A 16,483-nucleotide genomic window follows, 5' to 3' on the forward strand; every position below is an offset into this window, starting at 1 on the left:
CACACTGCCGGCATGAGCGCTGCCGCCGACACCCCGATCGCCGAGCTCGAGCCCACCCGCGCGCGCCTGCGTGCGGCATGGCAGGCGCGCAAGCCCGACTACGCGCAGCGCCGCGCCGACCTGCAACGCCTGCGCGCCGCGTTCGCCGCGCGCGTCGATGCGATGGATGCGGCGATCCGCGCCGACTTCGGCCACCGCTCCGCGCACGAGAACCTGATTTCCGAGGCGATGGTGACGCTGGCCGAGATCGACCACGCGCTCGCGCGCCTGAAGCGCTGGATGCGGCCGCGCCGCGCGCCGGTGGGCTGGCGCTTCTGGCCGGCGCGCGCGCACGTGCGTCCGGAGCCGGTCGGCGTGGTCGGCATCGTCTCGCCGTGGAACTACCCGGTGAACCTCGCGCTGGTGCCGCTGGTCTCCGCGATCGCCGCCGGCAACCACGTCTATCTCAAGCCGTCCGAACACACGCCGCACACCAGCGCGTTCCTGCGCGCGCTGCTGGCCGAGGTGTTCCCCGCCGACCGGGTGGCGGTGGCGCTCGGCGGGCCGGAGCTCGGCGCGGCGTTCGTGAGCCTGCGCTTCGACCATCTGCTGTTCACCGGTTCCACCGCGGTCGGCCGCAAGGTGATGGCCGCGGCCGCGCCGAACCTCACGCCGGTGACGCTGGAACTCGGCGGCAAGGCGCCGGCGCTGGTGTGTCCGTCGTTTCCGCTCGGACGCGCCGCCGCGCGCATCGCCAACGGCAAGTGGTTCAACGCCGGACAGACCTGCATCGGCGTGGACTACGCGCTGGTCGACGCGCCCCGGCGCGACGCGTTCGTGCAGGCGCTGGTCGAGGAACTGCGCCTGCGCTACCCCGACTTCCCCGCCTCGCCCGATTACACCCGCATCATCAACGACGCCCAGTACGCGCGTCTGAGCGGCTGGCTGGACGAGGCCCGCGCGAAAGGCGCCACCGTCGTCGCGCCGTTCGCCGATGCGCTCGATCCGCAGCGCGCGCGCCGCGAGCGGCTGTTCGCGCCGGTGCTGGTGCTCGACCCGCCTGAGGACTGCGCGCTGATGCAGCAGGAAATCTTCGGACCGATCCTGCCGGTGCTGGGCTACCGCACGCTCGACGAGGCGCTGGCGCGGATCGACGCGCTCGACCGTCCGCTGGCGCTCTACCCGTTCTCCAACGACGAGGGCGAGATCGCGCGCATCCTCGACGCCACCCTCGCCGGCGGCGTGACGGTCAACGACACCCTCGTGCATTTCGGCGTGCACGCCCTGCCGTTCGGCGGCATCGGCCCGAGCGGGCTCGGCGCGATCCACGGCAAGGCCGGCTTCGACACCTTCAGCAAGCTGCTGCCGGTGTTCCGCCAGCGCGCCTTCGCCGCCACCGATTTCCTCAAGCCGCCGTACCGCGGGCGCATCGACGCGCTGGTGCGCTGGCTGGCCAAGTGAGCCGCATTCCCGGATGAAGATCGCAAGCTGGAACGTCAACTCGCTCAACATGCGCCTGCCGCACCTGGAGCAGTGGCTGCGCGAGGCGCACCCCGACATCGTCGGCCTGCAGGAGACCAAGCTCGAGGACGCGCGCTTTCCCGACGCGGTGCTGGCCGGCTATGGCTACCGCAGCGTGTTCCACGGCCAGAAGACCTACAACGGCGTGGCGATCCTCGCGCGCGAGCGGCAGATCGAGGACGTGCAATGCGGCATCCCCGGCTTCGAGGACGCGCAGGCGCGCGCGATCGCGGCGACGGTGGCCGGCGTGCGCATCGTCAATCTGTACGTGGTCAACGGCCAGGCGGTCGGCAGCGAGAAATACGACTACAAGCTGCGCTGGCTCGACGCCGTGCACGGCTGGCTCGCCGACGAGCTGAAGGCGCATCCGCGGCTGCTGGCGATGGGCGACTTCAACATCGCGCCCGACGACCGCGACGTGCACGACCCCAACGTCTGGCACGACGACCACATCCTGTCCTCCAGCGGCGAACGCGCCGCGCTGCGGCGTCTGCTCGCGCTCGGCCTGCACGATGCCTTCCGCCTGCGCAGCGACGAGGCCGGCGTGTTCTCGTGGTGGGACTACCGCCAGGGCGCGTTCCGTCGCAATCACGGCCTGCGCATCGACCTCACCCTGGTGTCGGACGCGCTGAAACCCTACGTGCGCGACGCCGGCATCGACCGCACCCCGCGCACCTGGGAGCGCCCCAGCGACCACGCCCCGGCGTGGGTGGAGCTGGCCGGGCTGCCCTGAGGCACCCCGAATCCCGCACGCAAACAAAAAGCCCGGCCGAAGCCGGGCTTTGCGGCGAAACGCGCGCCTCGCTCAGCGCACGCGTCCGCGGCGGAACAGGTTCACGATGGCCAGCAGGATGATCGCGCCGATCAGCGACACCACGAAGCTCATCACGCTGAAGCCCTCGTTGATCGAACCGGTGCCGAGCAGCGGACCGACCAGCCAACCGCCGATGAAGGCGCCGATGATGCCGACCACGATGTTCAGCAGGATGCCCTGCTGCGCGTCGGTCTTCATGATCAGACTGGCCAGCCAGCCGACGATGCCGCCCACGATCAACCAGATGATGATGTTCATACCGACTCTCCTCTGCCTCTATGGGGGAACGCGTCCCCGTTCTGGGGGCAGGCGCAGTCTCCCTACGGCATCGTGAGCGTCGCGTCAGAGGTCGTCCGTGCGCCGACGACCGGGCCGTGCGCGGTCGCGGCCGGTTCAGCTTCCGCTTTCGCGGCGCAGCAACGCTTCCAGCGCCGCGCGCGGGAGCTTGCCGGTCTCGTTGCGCGGCAAGGCGTCGACGCGCCGGAGCGGGCGCGGCAGGAACACCGGGTCGATGGCGCGCCTCAACGCGGCGAGGATGTCGGCTTCACCCAGGCTCGGCGCGACCACCAGCGCGACGATGCGCGACACGCCGGCGTGGCCGGCGTCGGACTGGAACACGACGCCGTCCTCGACGCCCGGAATCGCCAGCAGACGGCGGGTGAGATCGCCGAGCGAGGCGCGCTTGCCGGCGATCTCCAGCAGATCGGCGTTGCGGCCGCGCAGCTCGAAGCGCCCGTCCGGCAGCAGTTCGACCAGATCGGCGAGCGCCACCGGCTCGGCCAGATGCGGCGCGTGCACCGCGGTGCCGTCCGGCTGCGGCGCAAGACGCACGCCCGGCAGCGGCGTCCACGCGCTTTCGCGGGCGGTGCGGCGCGCGGCGAGGATGCAGGTCTCGGTGGCGCCGTACATCTCGCGCACCTCGCAGCCGAAGCGGGCTTCGGCCTCGGCGGCGAGTTCGGGCGACAGCGGCGCGGTCGCCGAGACGATGCCGGCCAGCGGCGGCAGCGCGATCGCGGCGGCGACCAGCGCGCGCAGGTGCACCGGCGTGGTCACCAGCAACGCCGGGCGCCAGGCCTCGCGCAGCGCGCGCGCGACGTCGTCGGGGAAGAACGGCCGCGCGGCGTGCACGGCCACCGGCGCCAGCACCGGCAGCAGCACCGACATCTCCATGCCGTACATGTGCTGAGGCGGCACGGTGGCGACCACCGGGGTGATCGCGCCGGGATGCAGCAGGTCGGCGAGCGCGGCTACGTTCTGCGCCGTGCTGCGCGCGAAACTGCCCCAGCGCTTGGGGTTGGCCTTCGGCTGGCCGGTGCTGCCGGAGGTGAAGCCGATCGCCGCCAGCGCGTCCGGATCGACCTCGAGCGCCGCCCCGTCGCGCATCGGCAGCGGATCGGGCAGGCGCAGGTAGCGCGGCGGTTCCGGCGCCAGCGCCTGGTCGCCGAGGCAGTAGCTGTCCGGATGCTGGGCCAGCACCTCGTCGATCGCCTGCGGCGCGCGCGAGGGCGGCAGCAGCGTGACCTGGCCGCGCACCGCGGCGGCGCAGAAGGCGACCAGGAAGCGGTAGCGGTCCTCGCACAGGTTGACCACGCCGCGGGCGTTCGGCAGGCGCTCGGCGAGCGCGCGCACGTGGGCGGCGAAGGCGGCGGCGGCGACCGCGCCGGTGCCGTCGAACGCCACCGCGCGCTCGGGCGTGCCGGGCAGCAGGGCGAGCCGCGCCGGCGCGACCGGCGCGTGCAGCGGTGATCCAATGACGGCCGACATGTCCCTCGTTTCTCCCACCCAAGCGCGACCGCGTCCCCGCCGCTAGCTTACGCTGGCGCGCCCGTTTCCCGCCAAGCCGGTCACATGAATGCGTCGGGCTTCCATCGCGCCCCGGTCCGCTGGGCCTGGCGACCGCACCGTCCGCAGCGGCGCGCCGAGGACGAGGCGCGGCCGTGGCTGGCGGCCGCGGTCGGGGTGGCGCCGGAGGCGCTGGCGCTGGCCCGCGATGCGCGCAACCGGCCGTGCCTGCAGGGCGCGCAGGCGCGGTTCGACTGCAACTGGAGCCACAGCGGCGAGCACCTGCTGCTGGCGCTGGGCGAAGGCGTGCGCGTGGGCGCCGACGTCGAGCGCGTGCGCGAACGGCCGCGCGCGCTCGCGCTCGCCGAGCGCTATTTCGGCGCCGACGAGGCGGCCTGGCTGCGCGCGCAGCCGGAAGCGGCGCGGCCGCTCGCGTTCGCGCGGCTGTGGTGCCTGAAGGAAGCGGTGCTGAAGGCGCACGGCCACGGCCTGGCGTTCGGGCTGGACCGGGTCGCGTTCGCGCTCGACCCTTCGCCTGCGATCGTCCGGCTCGATCCCGCGCTCGGCGAGGCCGGCGACTGGCGGGTGCGGCTGATCGACGCCCCGCCCGGCTACGCGGCGGCGCTCGCCTGGCGCCGCCGCGAAGGCTGAGCGGCGCGAATACGGCGACAATGCGCGCCCGCCCGACCGCCGCCCCGCCGTGACCGCCCTGCCGCCCACCGCCCGCCCGACGCTCGAATCCGGCCTGGCCACGCTCGGGCTCGAGGCCGCGCTGGCCGACCCGCTGCTGGCCTACCTCGAACTGCTGGCGCGCTGGAACCGCACCTACAACCTCACCGCGGTGCGCGATCCGCAGGAGATGGTGGTGCGCCACCTGCTGGATTCGCTGGCGATGCTTCCGCACGTGGAGCTGCTTGCCGCGCGCGGCGGCCGGCTGGCCGATCTCGGCACCGGCCCCGGCCTGCCCGGCATCCCGCTGGCGATCGCCAGGCCGGGCCTGCGGGTCAGCCTGGTCGAGAGCAACGGCAAGAAGGCGCGCTTCATGCGCGAGGCGCTGCGCACGCTGCGGCTGGCCAACGCCGAGGTGCAGGAGCGCCGCATCGAGGCCGCCGGCCCCGCCGGTGCGTTCGATGCGATCACCGCGCGCGCGCTGGCCACGCTGCCGGAGATCCTCGCGCTCGGCGCGCATCTGCTGAAGCCCGACGGCGTGCTGCTGGCGATGAAGGGCGTCTACCCGGAGGACGAGATCGCCGCGCTGCCGGCGCCGTGGCGCGTGCTCGAGGCGCACCGGCTGCACGTGCCCGGCCTTGCGGCCGAACGGCATCTGCTGGTCGTGGGACGGCGCGACGGGGCCACGGCATAATCGGCGACCCGCCGGACCTCCGCCGGCTCCGTCATCCAGCCCAGGGGCGCCCATGGCCCGCATCATCGCCGTCGCCAACCAGAAAGGCGGGGTCGGCAAGACCACCACCGCGGTCAATCTGGCCGCCGGGCTCGCGCGCGCGCCCAAGCGCGTGCTGCTGATCGATCTCGACCCGCAGGGCAACGCGACCATGGGCTCCGGCGTGGACAAGCGCGAGCTGTCCGCCTCGATCACCGAGGTGCTGCTGGGCGAGGTGCCGATCGAGCAGGCGATCGTGCGCACGGCGGAGGACTTCGACCTGCTGCCGGGCAACATCGACCTCACCGCGGCCGAGATCCGGCTGATGAACGAGGACGGCCGCGAGCAGCGCCTGAAGCGCGCGCTCGGCGGCATCGCCGGACGCTACGACTTCGTGCTGATCGACTGCCCGCCGGCGCTGTCGCTGCTGACGCTGAACGCGCTCACCGCGGCCGATTCGGTGATCGTGCCGATGCAGTGCGAGTACTACGCGCTGGAGGGCCTGTCGGCGCTGATCGACACCATCGAGGCGATCCGCGGCCAGCTCAATCCCGGGCTCGAGATCGAAGGCGTGCTGCGCACCATGTTCGACGTGCGCAACAACCTCGCCAACGCGGTGTCGGCCGAGCTGATCAACCATTTCGGCGAGCGCGTGTTCCGCACCATCATCCCGCGCAACGTGCGGCTGGCCGAGGCGCCCAGCCACGGCCAGAGCATCGTCGGCTACGACCGCGCCAGCCGCGGCGGCATCGCCTACCTGGGTCTTGCCGGCGAAGTGATCCGCCGCCAGCGCGAGCGCGAACAGGCCGCGCCGGCGCGCGCCACCACGGAGAGCCCGGCATGAACGACAGCAAGTCCGCGCCCGCGAAGAAACGCGGCCTCGGCCGCGGCCTGGAAGCCCTGCTCGGTCCGAAGGCGGCCGCCGAGGCGCCGCCGCTGGAGGCGCAGCCGAACGACACCCTGCGCCGGCTGCCGATCGACGCGCTCACCCCCGGCAAGTACCAGCCGCGCAAGGCGATGGACGACGCCAAGCTCGCCGAGCTGGCCGAGTCGATCAAGGCGCAGGGCGTGATCCAGCCGATCGTGGTGCGCGAGATCGGCCGCGAGCGCGGCGGCAAGACCTACGAGATCATCGCCGGCGAGCGCCGCTGGCGCGCCTCGCAACGCGCCGGGCTCGCCGAGGTGCCGGTGGTGATCCGCGAGGTCGACGACCGCACCGTGGTCGCGATGGCGCTGATCGAGAACATCCAGCGCGAGGACCTCAATCCGCTGGAGGAAGCGCAGGCGCTGCAGCGGCTGATCGACGAGTTCGACCTCACCCATGCGCAGGCCGCCGAGGCGGTCGGCCGTTCGCGCGCGGCGGTGTCCAACCTGCTGCGCCTGCTCGAACTGCCGCCGGAAGTGCGCACGCTGGTGGAGACCGGCGCGCTGGAGATGGGCCATGCGCGCGCGCTGCTGACGTTGACCCCGCAGGCGGCGATCGCGCAGGCGCGGCAGGCGGTCGATCAGGGCTGGTCGGTGCGCGAGGTCGAGCACCGCGTGCAGCTGCTCGCCGCCGGCAAGGTGCCCGGCGAGGCGAAGGGCAGGGCCGCCAAACCGAAAGCGCGCCCGCAGGCCGACATCGCCTCGCTCGAGCGCGAGCTGTCGGAGACGCTCAACACCCGCGTCAACGTGCTGCACGGGCGCGGCGGCAAGGGCCGGCTGGTGATCCACTACAGCGACCTCGATTCGCTCGAAGGCGTGCTCGAACGGCTGCGCGGCAAGGCGGGCTGACCGGACGCGTCCGTGCCCTCCGGAAACCCGGAGGTAGCCCGCCCGCAGGGCGGAACCGCTCTTTCCGTCTCGTGGGGCCCGATGCGCGCGTACACACGCCCCACGCGAAGCGGGTTTTTGCCACGGATGGGCGCGGATGCGGATCGGAGCGAATCAGCGCTTGCAAGCCGAACGAACCGGAGACCCGGAGGGCGCTCGACAGGATGTCGAGCGTTTTCGGACGCGACAGAGCCTGCCCCGTACTCGATACGGGGGATGTCGCGTACGAAAATCCCGAGGCGGCATCCGATCGCGGGATTGTCGTGTCGGGGAAGCGCCTTTCTTTGGCTACTTTCTTTGGCAAGACAAAGAAAGTAGCCCGCCCGAAGGGCGGAACGCTTTGCTGCACACCGCAGTAGACGTAGTACCGTAGCCCCGGCAAGCGAAGCGCACCCGGGACCGGGCGGAACCCGCCCAGGCTCATCCATTGACACACGCTCGACCCGGCCGTTTGCGAGAATGCGCGGCCTTCCCGACCCGCGAGTGCCCATGACCGTCCTCGTCACCGGCGCAGCCGGCTTCATCGGTGCCTACACCGTGCGCGCGCTGCAGGCGCGCGGCGAACGCGTGGTCGGTCTGGACAACTACAACGACTACTACGACCCGCAGCTCAAGCGCGACCGGGTCGCCGCGCTGTGCCCCGATGCCGACATCCGCGTTCTCGACCTCGCCGACCTCGACGCGCTGACCGTGCTGTTCGACGAAGTGCGTCCCGAACGCGTGGTGCACCTGGCCGCCCAGGCCGGCGTGCGCTATTCGCTGACCAACCCGCACGTGTACGTGCAGAGCAACCTGGTCGGCTTCGTCAACCTGCTGGAACTGTGCCGGCACCGCGGCGTCGCGCACCTGGTCTACGCCAGTTCGTCCTCGGTCTACGGCGACTCGGCCACGCCGCCGTTCTCCGAGGACCAGCGCATCGACCGGCCGCGCTCGCTGTACGCCGCCACCAAGGCCGCCAACGAGCTGATGGCCTACACCTACGCGCAGCTCTACGGCCTGCGTGCGACCGGCCTGCGCTTCTTCACCGTGTACGGGCCGTGGGGTCGGCCGGACATGGCGCCGCTGCTGTTCTCGCGCGCGGTGCTGGAGGGCCGGCCGATCGACGTGTTCAACCACGGCAGGATGCGCCGCGACTTCACCTGGATCGACGACATCGTCGCCGGTGTGCTCGGCGCGCTCGACCATCCCCCGGCCGACACCCCGCCGCATCGCGTGTTCAACCTCGGCAACCACACGCCGGTGGAACTCGAGCGCTTCATCGCGGTCATCGAACAGGCCGCCGGACGTCCGGCGCAGAAGGTCTACAAGCCGATGCAGCCCGGCGACATGCTGGAGACCATGGCCGACACCGCGCGCGCGAAGGCGGCGTTCGGCTTCGAGCCGACCACCTCGATCGAGGCCGGTCTGCCGCGCGTGGTCGACTGGTGCCGGGCCTACTTCGGATAATGGCCCGTTGCCGTCCGCGCCGGACGGCGTAGCCATCGCCCGCGCCGCGGGCCGGAGAGGTGTGGATGAGCGCGTCGCTGCCGCTGTCGGTCGTCGTGCCCGTGTTCAACGAACAGGACAACGTCGCCCCGCTGGTGCGCGAGATCCTCGCCGCGCTGCGCGGCGCGACCGCGTTCGAGATCGTCTACGTCGACGACTGCTCGCAGGACGGCACGCTGGCCGCGCTGCAGGCGCTGAAGGCCGAGGTGCCGGAGCTGCGGGTGGTGCGCCATCTGCGCCAGAGCGGACAGAGCACCGCGATCCGCACCGGGGTCAAGGCCGCGCGCGGGGACTGGATCGCCACCCTCGACGGCGACGGCCAGAACGATCCGGCCGATATCCCGAAGCTGCTCGCGGCGCGCGCGGCGGCCGAGCCGCAGGTGAAGCTGTTCGCCGGCTGGCGCGTGCAGCGCCGGGATTCCGGCAGCAAGCGCTGGGCGTCGAAGATCGCCAACGCGATCCGCGCGCGCATGCTGCGCGACGCCACGCCCGACACCGGCTGCGGCATCAAGCTGTTCGAGCGCGCGGCCTTCCTCGACCTGCCGTACTTCGACCACATGCACCGCTACCTGCCGGCGCTGTTCCAGCGCGCCGGCTGGAAGACCGTCAGTGTGCCGGTCAACCATCGCCCGCGCGGCGCCGGCGTGTCCAAGTACAACAACCTGGGCCGCGCGCTGGTGGGCATCAGCGACCTGCGCGGCGTGGCCTGGCTGATCCGCCGCTCGAAGATCACCCCGGTCGAGGAGGCCTGAGCCATGCTGCTGGCCTTCATGAACACGCCGCTGCCGTGGCTCGAGTGGACCGGGCTGCACGCCTCGCCCTGGAAGCTGATCGGCCTGACCGGCGCGCTGATGTTCGGCGGCCGCTGGCTGGTGCAGTTCGTCGCCTCCCGGCGGCACGGCAAGCCGGTGATCCCGCGCCTGTTCTGGTACATGAGCCTGCTCGGCAGCGCGATGACGCTGAGCTACTTCCTGTTCTCGCAGAAGCAGGACTCGGTCGGCATCCTCCAGAACCTGTTCCCGGCGTTCACCGCGGCGTACAGCCTCTACCTCGACATCCGCCACCGCGGCTGGAAGCGCGACAAGGCGCAGCACTGATCGGGCGCGGCACTGCCGATCATCGGCGCGCGATTGACGTTCCGGCACATCCCGCGCACGCTCGGGCGACACTTCGGACACATCGCACGCGCGATCCTGCAGGGATGACGCAGCCGACCTCCATGGAGCCCTCGCCACGCCCGCAGGCGCGCACCGCCGACCTGCGCACGCACGCCCGGCGCGCGTCCGCCGCGGAGCGCCCCGGCCGCAGCAGTCGCAGGAGGAGGTCCTGAGTGGACGCCCCGCTTCGCGCCCTGCTGGTCGAGGAATCTGCCGAGGACGCCGAAGCGATCCTCGGGGCCATCTGCGACCTTCCCGATCCATGCCAGCACCGCCGGGTGACCTCGCCCGAGGAGCTGCGCGAAGCGCTGGCCGCGTTCGCCCCGGACGTGGTGCTGGCCGATCACGCGGTGCCCGGCTTCGGCGATCACGAGGCGCTGTCGATCGTGCAGGCGCACGATCCGCTGCTGCCGTTCGTCTACGTGGCCGGCACGGTCGGCGAGGAAGTCGCGATCGAGGCGATCCGCCGCGGCGCGGCGGATTTCGTGCTGAAGGAGAACCTGCGCCGGCTGCCGTCGGTGGTCGGGCGCGCGCTCGAGTCCGCGCGCGAGCGCCGCGAACGGTTGCGCATCGAGGCGGCGCTGCGCGAGAGCGAGGAACGCTTCCGCAGCATCGTCGAGAACAGCCACGACTGGATCTGGGAGATCGACCGCGACGCCCGCCTCACCTACTGCAACGCCGCGGTCGAACGGATGCTGGGCCACGCGCCGGAGCGGCTGCTCGGCCAGGACTGCCTGCAGCTGCTGCATCCGCACGACCGCACCGAGGTCGCGCGCCGGCTGCCTGCGCTGATCGAGCACGGCGGCGGCTGGCGCGGCTGGCGGCTGCATTGGCTCCATCGCGACGGCAGCGTTCGCGTGGTGGAGAGCACCGGCGAGGCGTTGCGCGACGCGCAGGGCCGGGTGCGCGGCTTCCGCGGCGTCAATCACGACATCACCGAGCTGCTGCAGAAGAAGGACCGCATCCAGCACCTGGCGCGCCTGCACGGCGTGCTGAGCGCGCTCGGCAACGCGGTGCTGCGCGCCGGCACGCGGCAGGAGGTGCTCGACGCCGCCTGCCGGGTGGCGGTGGAGCAGGGCGGTTTCCTCGCCGCCTGCATCGGCGAGCCGGGCGCGGGCGGCCAGGGCGTGCGGCTGAGCGCGTGGTACGGCGATGCGGCGGCGATCGCCGCGGTGGCGGAGATCGGCCGCCGCGGGCAGGCCGATCCGGTCCGGCCCAGCCCCGGCACGCGGGCGCTGCAGCGCAACGAATGGACGGTGGCCGCGGATCTGGCCAGCGCGGCCGAAGGCGTCCCGGACTGGGCGGCGGCGATGGCGCGCGAGGCCGGCATCGCCGCGCAACTGGTGGTGCCGGTCGGCGATCCGCCGTGGTGCGCGCTGGGACTGTTCGCGGCCACGCCGCAGGCGTTCGACGAGGAGGAGCGCGCGCTGTACAAGCGGCTGGCCGAGGAGATCGACTACGCCGCCGACTTCATCGCCAAGAGCGAGCGGCTGGAGTACCTGGCCTATTTCGACCCGCTGACCGGACTGCCGAACCGCGCCTCGCTGCAGGCGCACCTGCAGACGCGGCTGGAACGCGAGCGGGTCGCGCTCGCGGTGCTGGACCTGGAGCGCTTCGGCGCCATCAACGAATCGCGCGGACGCGCGTTCGGCGATCGCCTGCTGGCCGCCGTCGGCGAGCATCTGCGGCGGCTGATCGAAGGCCACGCCATGCTCGCGCGCCTGGAGGCCGATTCGTTCGCGCTCGCCTGGCCCGCCGAAGGCGACGCCGACCACGAACTGGCGCGGATGGAAGCGCTGCTGCAGCAGCTCAACCGCACCCCGCTGGCGCTGGACGGCGATCCGATGCGCGTGCGCCTCAACGGCGGGCTGGCGATCGGTCCGGACCACGGCGCCGATCCGGAAACGCTGGAGCACGCCGCGGTGGCCGCGCTCGCCGAGGCGCGCAAGCGCCGGGTGCGGGCGATGGCGTTCGGCGCCGAGCTGCGCGGGCGCGCGGCGCAGCGGCTGCAACTGGAAGAGGAGCTGCGGCGCGCGGTCGAACGCGGCGAGTTCGAACTGCACTACCAGCCCAAGGTCGCGGCCGAGACCCATCGCCTGGTCGGCGCCGAGGCCCTGTTGCGCTGGCGCCATCCCGAGCGCGGGCGGGTCGGTCCGGCCGAGTTCATGGCGGTGCTGGAGGACAGCGGGCTGATCGTGCCGGTCGGCCGCTGGGCCCTGCGCGAGGCGCTGCGCACCGCGCTGGCGTGGCGCGAGCACTGGCCGGGCCTGCGGCTGGCGGTCAACGTGTCGGCGCGCGAACTGCAGCACGCCGGCTTCCTCGAGCACTGCAGCGGCCTGCTGGCGCCGTTCGCCGGCGAAAGCCCGCCGCTGGACATCGAGGTCACCGAAAGCCTGTTCATGGAGGACATCAACCAGACCATCGCGCTGCTGGAGGAGGTGCGCGCGCTCGGCTGCCGGGTGGCGATCGACGATTTCGGCACCGGCTACTCGTCGCTGAACTACGTCGCGCGGTTGCCGGCGGACGAGCTCAAGATCGATCTGTCGTTCACCCGGCTGATGACGCAGAGCCCGGAGACGCTGGCGCTGGTGACGCACATCATCAACCTCGCGCATTCGCTCGGCCTGCGCGTGGTCGCCGAAGGCGTGGAGGACGAGGAGCAGGCCAAGCTGCTGCGCCTGCTGCGCTGCGACGTGCTGCAGGGCTTCTTGCTTGGGCCGCCGCTGCCGGCGTCGGAATTCGCGCGCCGGCTGCTCGGACTGGAAGAGGCGTAGCCGCGCCTCAGCGCGCGCAGGCCGCGCAGATCCGCTCGACCCGGTAGCCCTTCGCGCGCAGGCGCTCCAGCAGACCGTCCGCGCCCGCCAGATGCAGCGCGCCGACCACCGCGAGCGCATCGTCGGCCCCGCCGCGCAGATGGGCGTCGAGCTGGGTCAGCCAGGCGTCGTTGCGCTCCACGTTGATGCGGCGGTACAGGTCCGGGTAGCGGCGGCGCATGTCCTCCGCCGCGCGCGCCATCGCCTCCACGCGTCCGCGTCGCCAGTCGGCGTGGAGCTCGAGCGCCTCGTGAGTCTGCGCATCCTCCATCGCCTCGGCCAGCATCTGCCGCTGCACCTCCGGCGGCAGGCGGTCGAGCACGCCGATCACCTGCTGCATCGTCTCCAGGCCGCCGGTCGGCTTGCCGGCGGCGCGGGCGCGCTCGGCCAGATGGCGGTCCAGGCCGAGCTCGGGCCGCATGCCCTCGCGGGCGAGCTGCATCTGCGTCACCAGCAGGCCGACGAACCAGGGCTCCATCGCCTGCAGGGCGGCGTCGGGAATCCCCGAGGCCGCCAGCGTGGCGCGGTTGGCCGCGAGCCACTCGCGCAGGCGCCCGGCCAGTTCCGGCCCCAGTTCGCTGTCCAGCGTGCGGCCGTCCTGGCGCAGCGCCGCGCCCAGCATCGCCTGCGCGGCCTGCGCCGAGGCCATGTCTTCCGGCGGGATCTCGAACAGCACCGTCTCGGCATCCTCCAGCGCGGCGTAGACGTCGGCGGCGAGCGGGTAGTCCGCCTCGCGCAGCAGGTGGAACGAGCCGAGCAGGTAGACCGCGTTGTCGGCGTCGGACACCTTCCACAGCAGCGGCACCGGCGCGCGGGTCGCAGGATCCGCGGCGGACGCCGGGGCGAGGGCGGCGAGGGCGAGCGCGAGGGCGGCGAGGCGGCCTTTCAGACGGCGCATGGGCGGTTCCCGGCGAAGGTGGCGCCGATGCTCGCGGCTTCGGCCCGCCGGCGCAAGGCCGCGCGTTCCGGGCGCCGCGCCGATCGCGTATGCTATGGGGCTGGTCCGGCCGCTGCGGCGCGGGACCGTCCGGCGGCCGCCGTTCGCGGCGCTCCCTTCTACAGATGCCAGGCGCCCCGGGCGGGCGCGATAGCAGGTGGATCGTGCGCAACTACGACCTGGAGTTCCTCAAGAAGTTTTCCATGGTGATCGGCTTCCTGGTGCTGGTCACGCTGGGCCTGATCGTCGGCTCGCTGATGCTGCACAAGCGGCTGCCGCCTGAGGAGAACCCCGCGCGCGTGCGCGCCACCGAGCAGCGCATCGCCCCGGTCGGCGCGGTCTACGCCGGCCAGACCGGCGCCGCGCAGCAGGCCGCCGCGGCGGCCGCGGCGGCGGCCAAGGCCGCCTCGCAGGTGGCCTACGGCGGCACCACCGACGGTTCGGTGATCTACAACAACCTGTGCGGCGGCTGCCACACCGCCGGCGTCGGCGGCGCGCCCACGCTCACCGCCGCCGGCATGGGCGCGCGCGCCGCGAAGGGCACCGAGACGCTCTACAAGCACGCGATCGAGGGCTTCCAGGGCGCGGCCGGCTTCATGCCGCCGAAGGGCGGCAACCCGGCGCTGACCGAGGAGCAGGTCAAGGTCACCGTCGACTGGATGCTCGCCAACGTCAAGTGAGCGGCGCATCCGCCGTCCGAACGCCGCCTCCGGGCGGCGTTCGCGTCTCTGCGCCTTCGCGCGCGATCCGTATCATCGCCGCATGACCGAACCCGCCTTCCCTCGCGAGGACGCCGCGCTCGCCCTCGCCGGCCCCGCCGGCCGGCTGGAGGCGCACGTCGAACTGGGCGATCCGCCGCGTCGCCCTGCGGTCGCCATCGTCTGCCATCCGCTGCCGACCGAAGGCGGCACGATGCACAACAAGGTGGTGACGATGGCCGCGCGCGCGCTGCGCGAGTCGGGCGTGGACACCGTGCGCTTCAACTTCCGCGGCGTCGGCCAGTCGGAAGGCGTGTTCGACGAGGGCGACGGCGAGGCCGCCGACCTGCGCGCGGTCGCCGCCTGGGTGCGGGCGACGCGGCCCGACGCCCAGCTCTGGCTGGCCGGTTTCAGCTTCGGCGCCTACGTCTCGCTGAAGTGCGCGCGCGCGCTGCAGGCGGCGATGCTGATCTCGATCGCGCCGCCGGTGGGCCGGAGCTGGGACTTCCAGGCGATCGAACTGCCGGAGTGCCCGTGGCTGGTGATCCAGGGCGATGCCGACGAGGTGGTCGACGCGCAGGCGGTGTACGCCTGGATCGAGGCGATGAAGCAGCCGCCGGAGCTGGTGCGCATGCCGGAGACCAGCCACTTCTTCCACCGCCGCCTGATGGATCTGCGCGGTGCGATCAAGCACGGCGTGAAGCCCTACCTGCCCGCCGCGCACGATGGCTGAGGCGCACGGCCGGCTGCCGTCGCAGCGCTACGCCGAGGGCGTGCGCCGCGGCGAGTGGAACGACGATCCGGCCCAGCAGGCGGCGCTGGCGGCGCTCGACCGCATCCACGCCGGGCTGCTCGCCGCACCGCCGTCCGGTCTGTTCGACCGCCTGCTGCGCCGCCGTCGCGAGCCGGTGCCGGGGCTGTACCTGTGGGGCGGCGTCGGCCGCGGCAAGACGTTCCTGATCGACCTGTTCTTCGACGGACTGCCGATCGCGGAGAAACGCCGCACCCACTTCCACCGCTTCATGCGCGAGGTGCACGCGGCGCTGAAGGCGCACGCCGGCGCCGCCGATCCGCTGGCGCACATCGCGGCGCAATGGCGGCGCACGCTCCGCGTGCTGGTGCTGGACGAGTTCTTCGTCGCCGACATCGGCGATGCGATGCTGCTCGGCCGGCTGCTGGAGCGGCTGTTCGCCGAGGGCGTGACGCTGGTGACCACCTCCAACACCGCGCCTGCGAACCTGTACCTGCACGGCCTGCAGCGCGAGCGCTTCCTGCCCGCGATCGCCGCGCTGCAGGCGCACTGCCAGGTGCTGCACCTCGACAGCCCCCGCGACTACCGTCTGCGCGCGCTCACCCGCTCGCCCGTCTACCGCGCGCCGCTGGATGCCGAATCGGAGGCGTGGCTGGCGCAGCGCTGGCGCGAACTGAGCGGCGGTTCGCCGGCCGAGGACGGTCCGCTGACGATCGACGGCCGGGCGATCCCGGTGCGCGCGCTCGCCGAAGGCCATGCCTGGTTCGATTTCGCGGCGCTGTGCGAAGGCCCGCGCGCGGCGGGCGACTACATCGAGATCGCGACCGAGCGCCACACCGTACTGCTCGGCGGCATCCCGCTGTTCGACGGCCGCAACGACGACGCCTGCAAGCGTTTCGTCACGCTGATCGACGAGCTCTACGACCGTCACGTCAACCTGGTCTGCACCGCCGCCGCGGCGCCGCACGCGCTGTACACCGGACGGCGTCTGGCGGCCACGTTCGAGCGCACCGCCTCGCGCCTGATCGAGATGCAGTCGGCGGACTATCTGGCGCTGGAGCATCGCGGCTGAGCGGCGTGTCGGCGTGCCGCCGCGCTCGATCCCATCGATCTGCTGACGTGGCGCGCGGCGCCTCATGGACGACGACATGCCGACCCGCGTTCGCCTGTTCCGCATCGCCGGTCTTGCGCTTTCGCTCGCGCTGATCGCCGGCTGCGCCGCGGACGCGCGCCCGCCGGTGCGCGCTTCACCCCCTCCCAACCTCCGGCCCGCGCCAGCGGCGCGGGCGTTCGGCGGGCCACGCGGCGGCCTCCCTCCCCTGCGTGCAGGGGAGGGTTGGGGAGGGGTTGCGT

At 72.7% G+C, this 16,483-nt stretch carries 16 protein-coding genes; 13 read left to right on the plus strand and 3 right to left on the minus strand.

Translation table 11 applies throughout. The features are described 5' to 3' along the window. Positions 1 to 12 precede the first annotated feature (12 nt). Together FQY64_RS02065 and xth are read left to right on the plus strand one after the other, a co-directional pair. On the plus strand, positions 13 to 1,440 hold the full coding sequence (locus FQY64_RS02065) for a coniferyl aldehyde dehydrogenase (RefSeq protein WP_146472045.1): 1,428 nt from the start codon (positions 13 to 15) through the stop codon (positions 1,438 to 1,440). Positions 1,441 to 1,453: 13 nt separating this feature from the next. Next, a complete protein-coding gene (gene xth / locus FQY64_RS02070; protein ID WP_146472046.1) occupies positions 1,454 to 2,233 on the plus strand; it encodes an exodeoxyribonuclease III in 780 nt (259 codons plus the stop codon). A 72-nt stretch (positions 2,234 to 2,305) separates the two neighbouring features. Here xth and FQY64_RS02075 read toward each other — a convergent pair whose 3' ends face one another. Both FQY64_RS02075 and FQY64_RS02080 read right to left on the minus strand, forming a co-directional pair. Further along, positions 2,306 to 2,572: a GlsB/YeaQ/YmgE family stress response membrane protein gene (locus FQY64_RS02075; protein WP_146472047.1), complete on the minus strand. Its 267-nt coding sequence runs from the start codon at positions 2,570 to 2,572 to the stop codon at positions 2,306 to 2,308. A gap of 135 nt (positions 2,573 to 2,707) precedes the next feature. Beyond that, positions 2,708 to 4,078 carry an AMP-binding protein gene (locus FQY64_RS02080; protein ID WP_146472048.1) on the minus strand — a complete coding sequence of 457 codons (1,371 nt, stop codon included), beginning with the start codon at positions 4,076 to 4,078 and terminating at the stop codon, positions 2,708 to 2,710. An 84-nt stretch (positions 4,079 to 4,162) separates the two neighbouring features. Between FQY64_RS02080 and FQY64_RS02085 the strand changes: the two genes are divergently transcribed. The 8 genes from FQY64_RS02085 (at position 4,163) to FQY64_RS02120 (ending at position 12,705) form a co-directional block, all read left to right on the plus strand. Beyond that, positions 4,163 to 4,747 carry a 4'-phosphopantetheinyl transferase family protein gene (locus FQY64_RS02085; RefSeq protein WP_146472049.1) on the plus strand — a complete coding sequence of 195 codons (585 nt, stop codon included), beginning with the start codon at positions 4,163 to 4,165 and terminating at the stop codon, positions 4,745 to 4,747. A 49-nt stretch (positions 4,748 to 4,796) separates the two neighbouring features. Next, positions 4,797 to 5,459 (plus strand): 16S rRNA (guanine(527)-N(7))-methyltransferase RsmG, encoded by a 663-nt coding sequence (rsmG, locus tag FQY64_RS02090; protein ID WP_146472050.1) that lies wholly within the window; start codon positions 4,797 to 4,799, stop codon positions 5,457 to 5,459. 52 nt (positions 5,460 to 5,511) lie between these two features. Continuing rightward, complete coding sequence (locus tag FQY64_RS02095; protein WP_146472051.1) at positions 5,512 to 6,321, plus strand: ParA family protein; 810 nt, start codon at positions 5,512 to 5,514, stop codon at positions 6,319 to 6,321. Further along, the gene (locus tag FQY64_RS02100) at positions 6,318 to 7,250 is read left to right on the plus strand and encodes a ParB/RepB/Spo0J family partition protein (RefSeq protein WP_146472052.1); all 933 of its coding nucleotides are present in this window, start codon (positions 6,318 to 6,320) and stop codon (positions 7,248 to 7,250) included. The genes FQY64_RS02095 and FQY64_RS02100 overlap by 4 nt, the downstream gene beginning before the upstream one ends. Positions 7,251 to 7,778: 528 nt before the next feature. After that, on the plus strand, positions 7,779 to 8,735 hold the full coding sequence (locus FQY64_RS02105; protein ID WP_146472053.1) for an NAD-dependent epimerase/dehydratase family protein: 957 nt from the start codon (positions 7,779 to 7,781) through the stop codon (positions 8,733 to 8,735). A 65-nt stretch (positions 8,736 to 8,800) separates the two neighbouring features. Then, positions 8,801 to 9,526, plus strand: a complete 726-nt coding sequence (locus FQY64_RS02110) for a glycosyltransferase family 2 protein (RefSeq protein ID WP_146472054.1) — start codon at positions 8,801 to 8,803, stop codon at positions 9,524 to 9,526. A 3-nt stretch (positions 9,527 to 9,529) separates the two neighbouring features. Next, complete coding sequence (locus tag FQY64_RS02115) at positions 9,530 to 9,871, plus strand: lipid-A-disaccharide synthase N-terminal domain-containing protein (protein ID WP_146472055.1); 342 nt, start codon at positions 9,530 to 9,532, stop codon at positions 9,869 to 9,871. A gap of 233 nt (positions 9,872 to 10,104) precedes the next feature. After that, the gene (locus FQY64_RS02120; RefSeq protein ID WP_146472056.1) at positions 10,105 to 12,705 is read left to right on the plus strand and encodes an EAL domain-containing protein; all 2,601 of its coding nucleotides are present in this window, start codon (positions 10,105 to 10,107) and stop codon (positions 12,703 to 12,705) included. Between the two features lie 7 nt (positions 12,706 to 12,712). Here FQY64_RS02120 and FQY64_RS02125 read toward each other — a convergent pair whose 3' ends face one another. Then, positions 12,713 to 13,642: a TraB/GumN family protein gene (locus tag FQY64_RS02125; protein ID WP_146472057.1), complete on the minus strand. Its 930-nt coding sequence runs from the start codon at positions 13,640 to 13,642 to the stop codon at positions 12,713 to 12,715. Positions 13,643 to 13,845: 203 nt separating this feature from the next. Here FQY64_RS02125 and FQY64_RS02130 point away from each other — a divergent pair, with 203 nt between their 5' ends. From FQY64_RS02130 to zapE, 3 genes are all read left to right on the plus strand, one after another. Then, positions 13,846 to 14,361 (plus strand): c-type cytochrome, encoded by a 516-nt coding sequence (locus FQY64_RS02130; protein WP_146472058.1) that lies wholly within the window; start codon positions 13,846 to 13,848, stop codon positions 14,359 to 14,361. Between the two features lie 82 nt (positions 14,362 to 14,443). Continuing rightward, positions 14,444 to 15,112 (plus strand): alpha/beta hydrolase, encoded by a 669-nt coding sequence (locus FQY64_RS02135; protein WP_146472059.1) that lies wholly within the window; start codon positions 14,444 to 14,446, stop codon positions 15,110 to 15,112. Further along, positions 15,105 to 16,202: a cell division protein ZapE gene (gene zapE, locus FQY64_RS02140; protein ID WP_146472060.1), complete on the plus strand. Its 1,098-nt coding sequence runs from the start codon at positions 15,105 to 15,107 to the stop codon at positions 16,200 to 16,202. The genes FQY64_RS02135 and zapE overlap by 8 nt, the downstream gene beginning before the upstream one ends. Positions 16,203 to 16,483 lie beyond the last annotated feature (281 nt).

The organism is Vulcaniibacterium thermophilum, assembly GCF_007923255.1.
In the GTDB taxonomy this organism is placed as follows: domain Bacteria; phylum Pseudomonadota; class Gammaproteobacteria; order Xanthomonadales; family Xanthomonadaceae; genus Lysobacter_F; species Lysobacter_F thermophilum.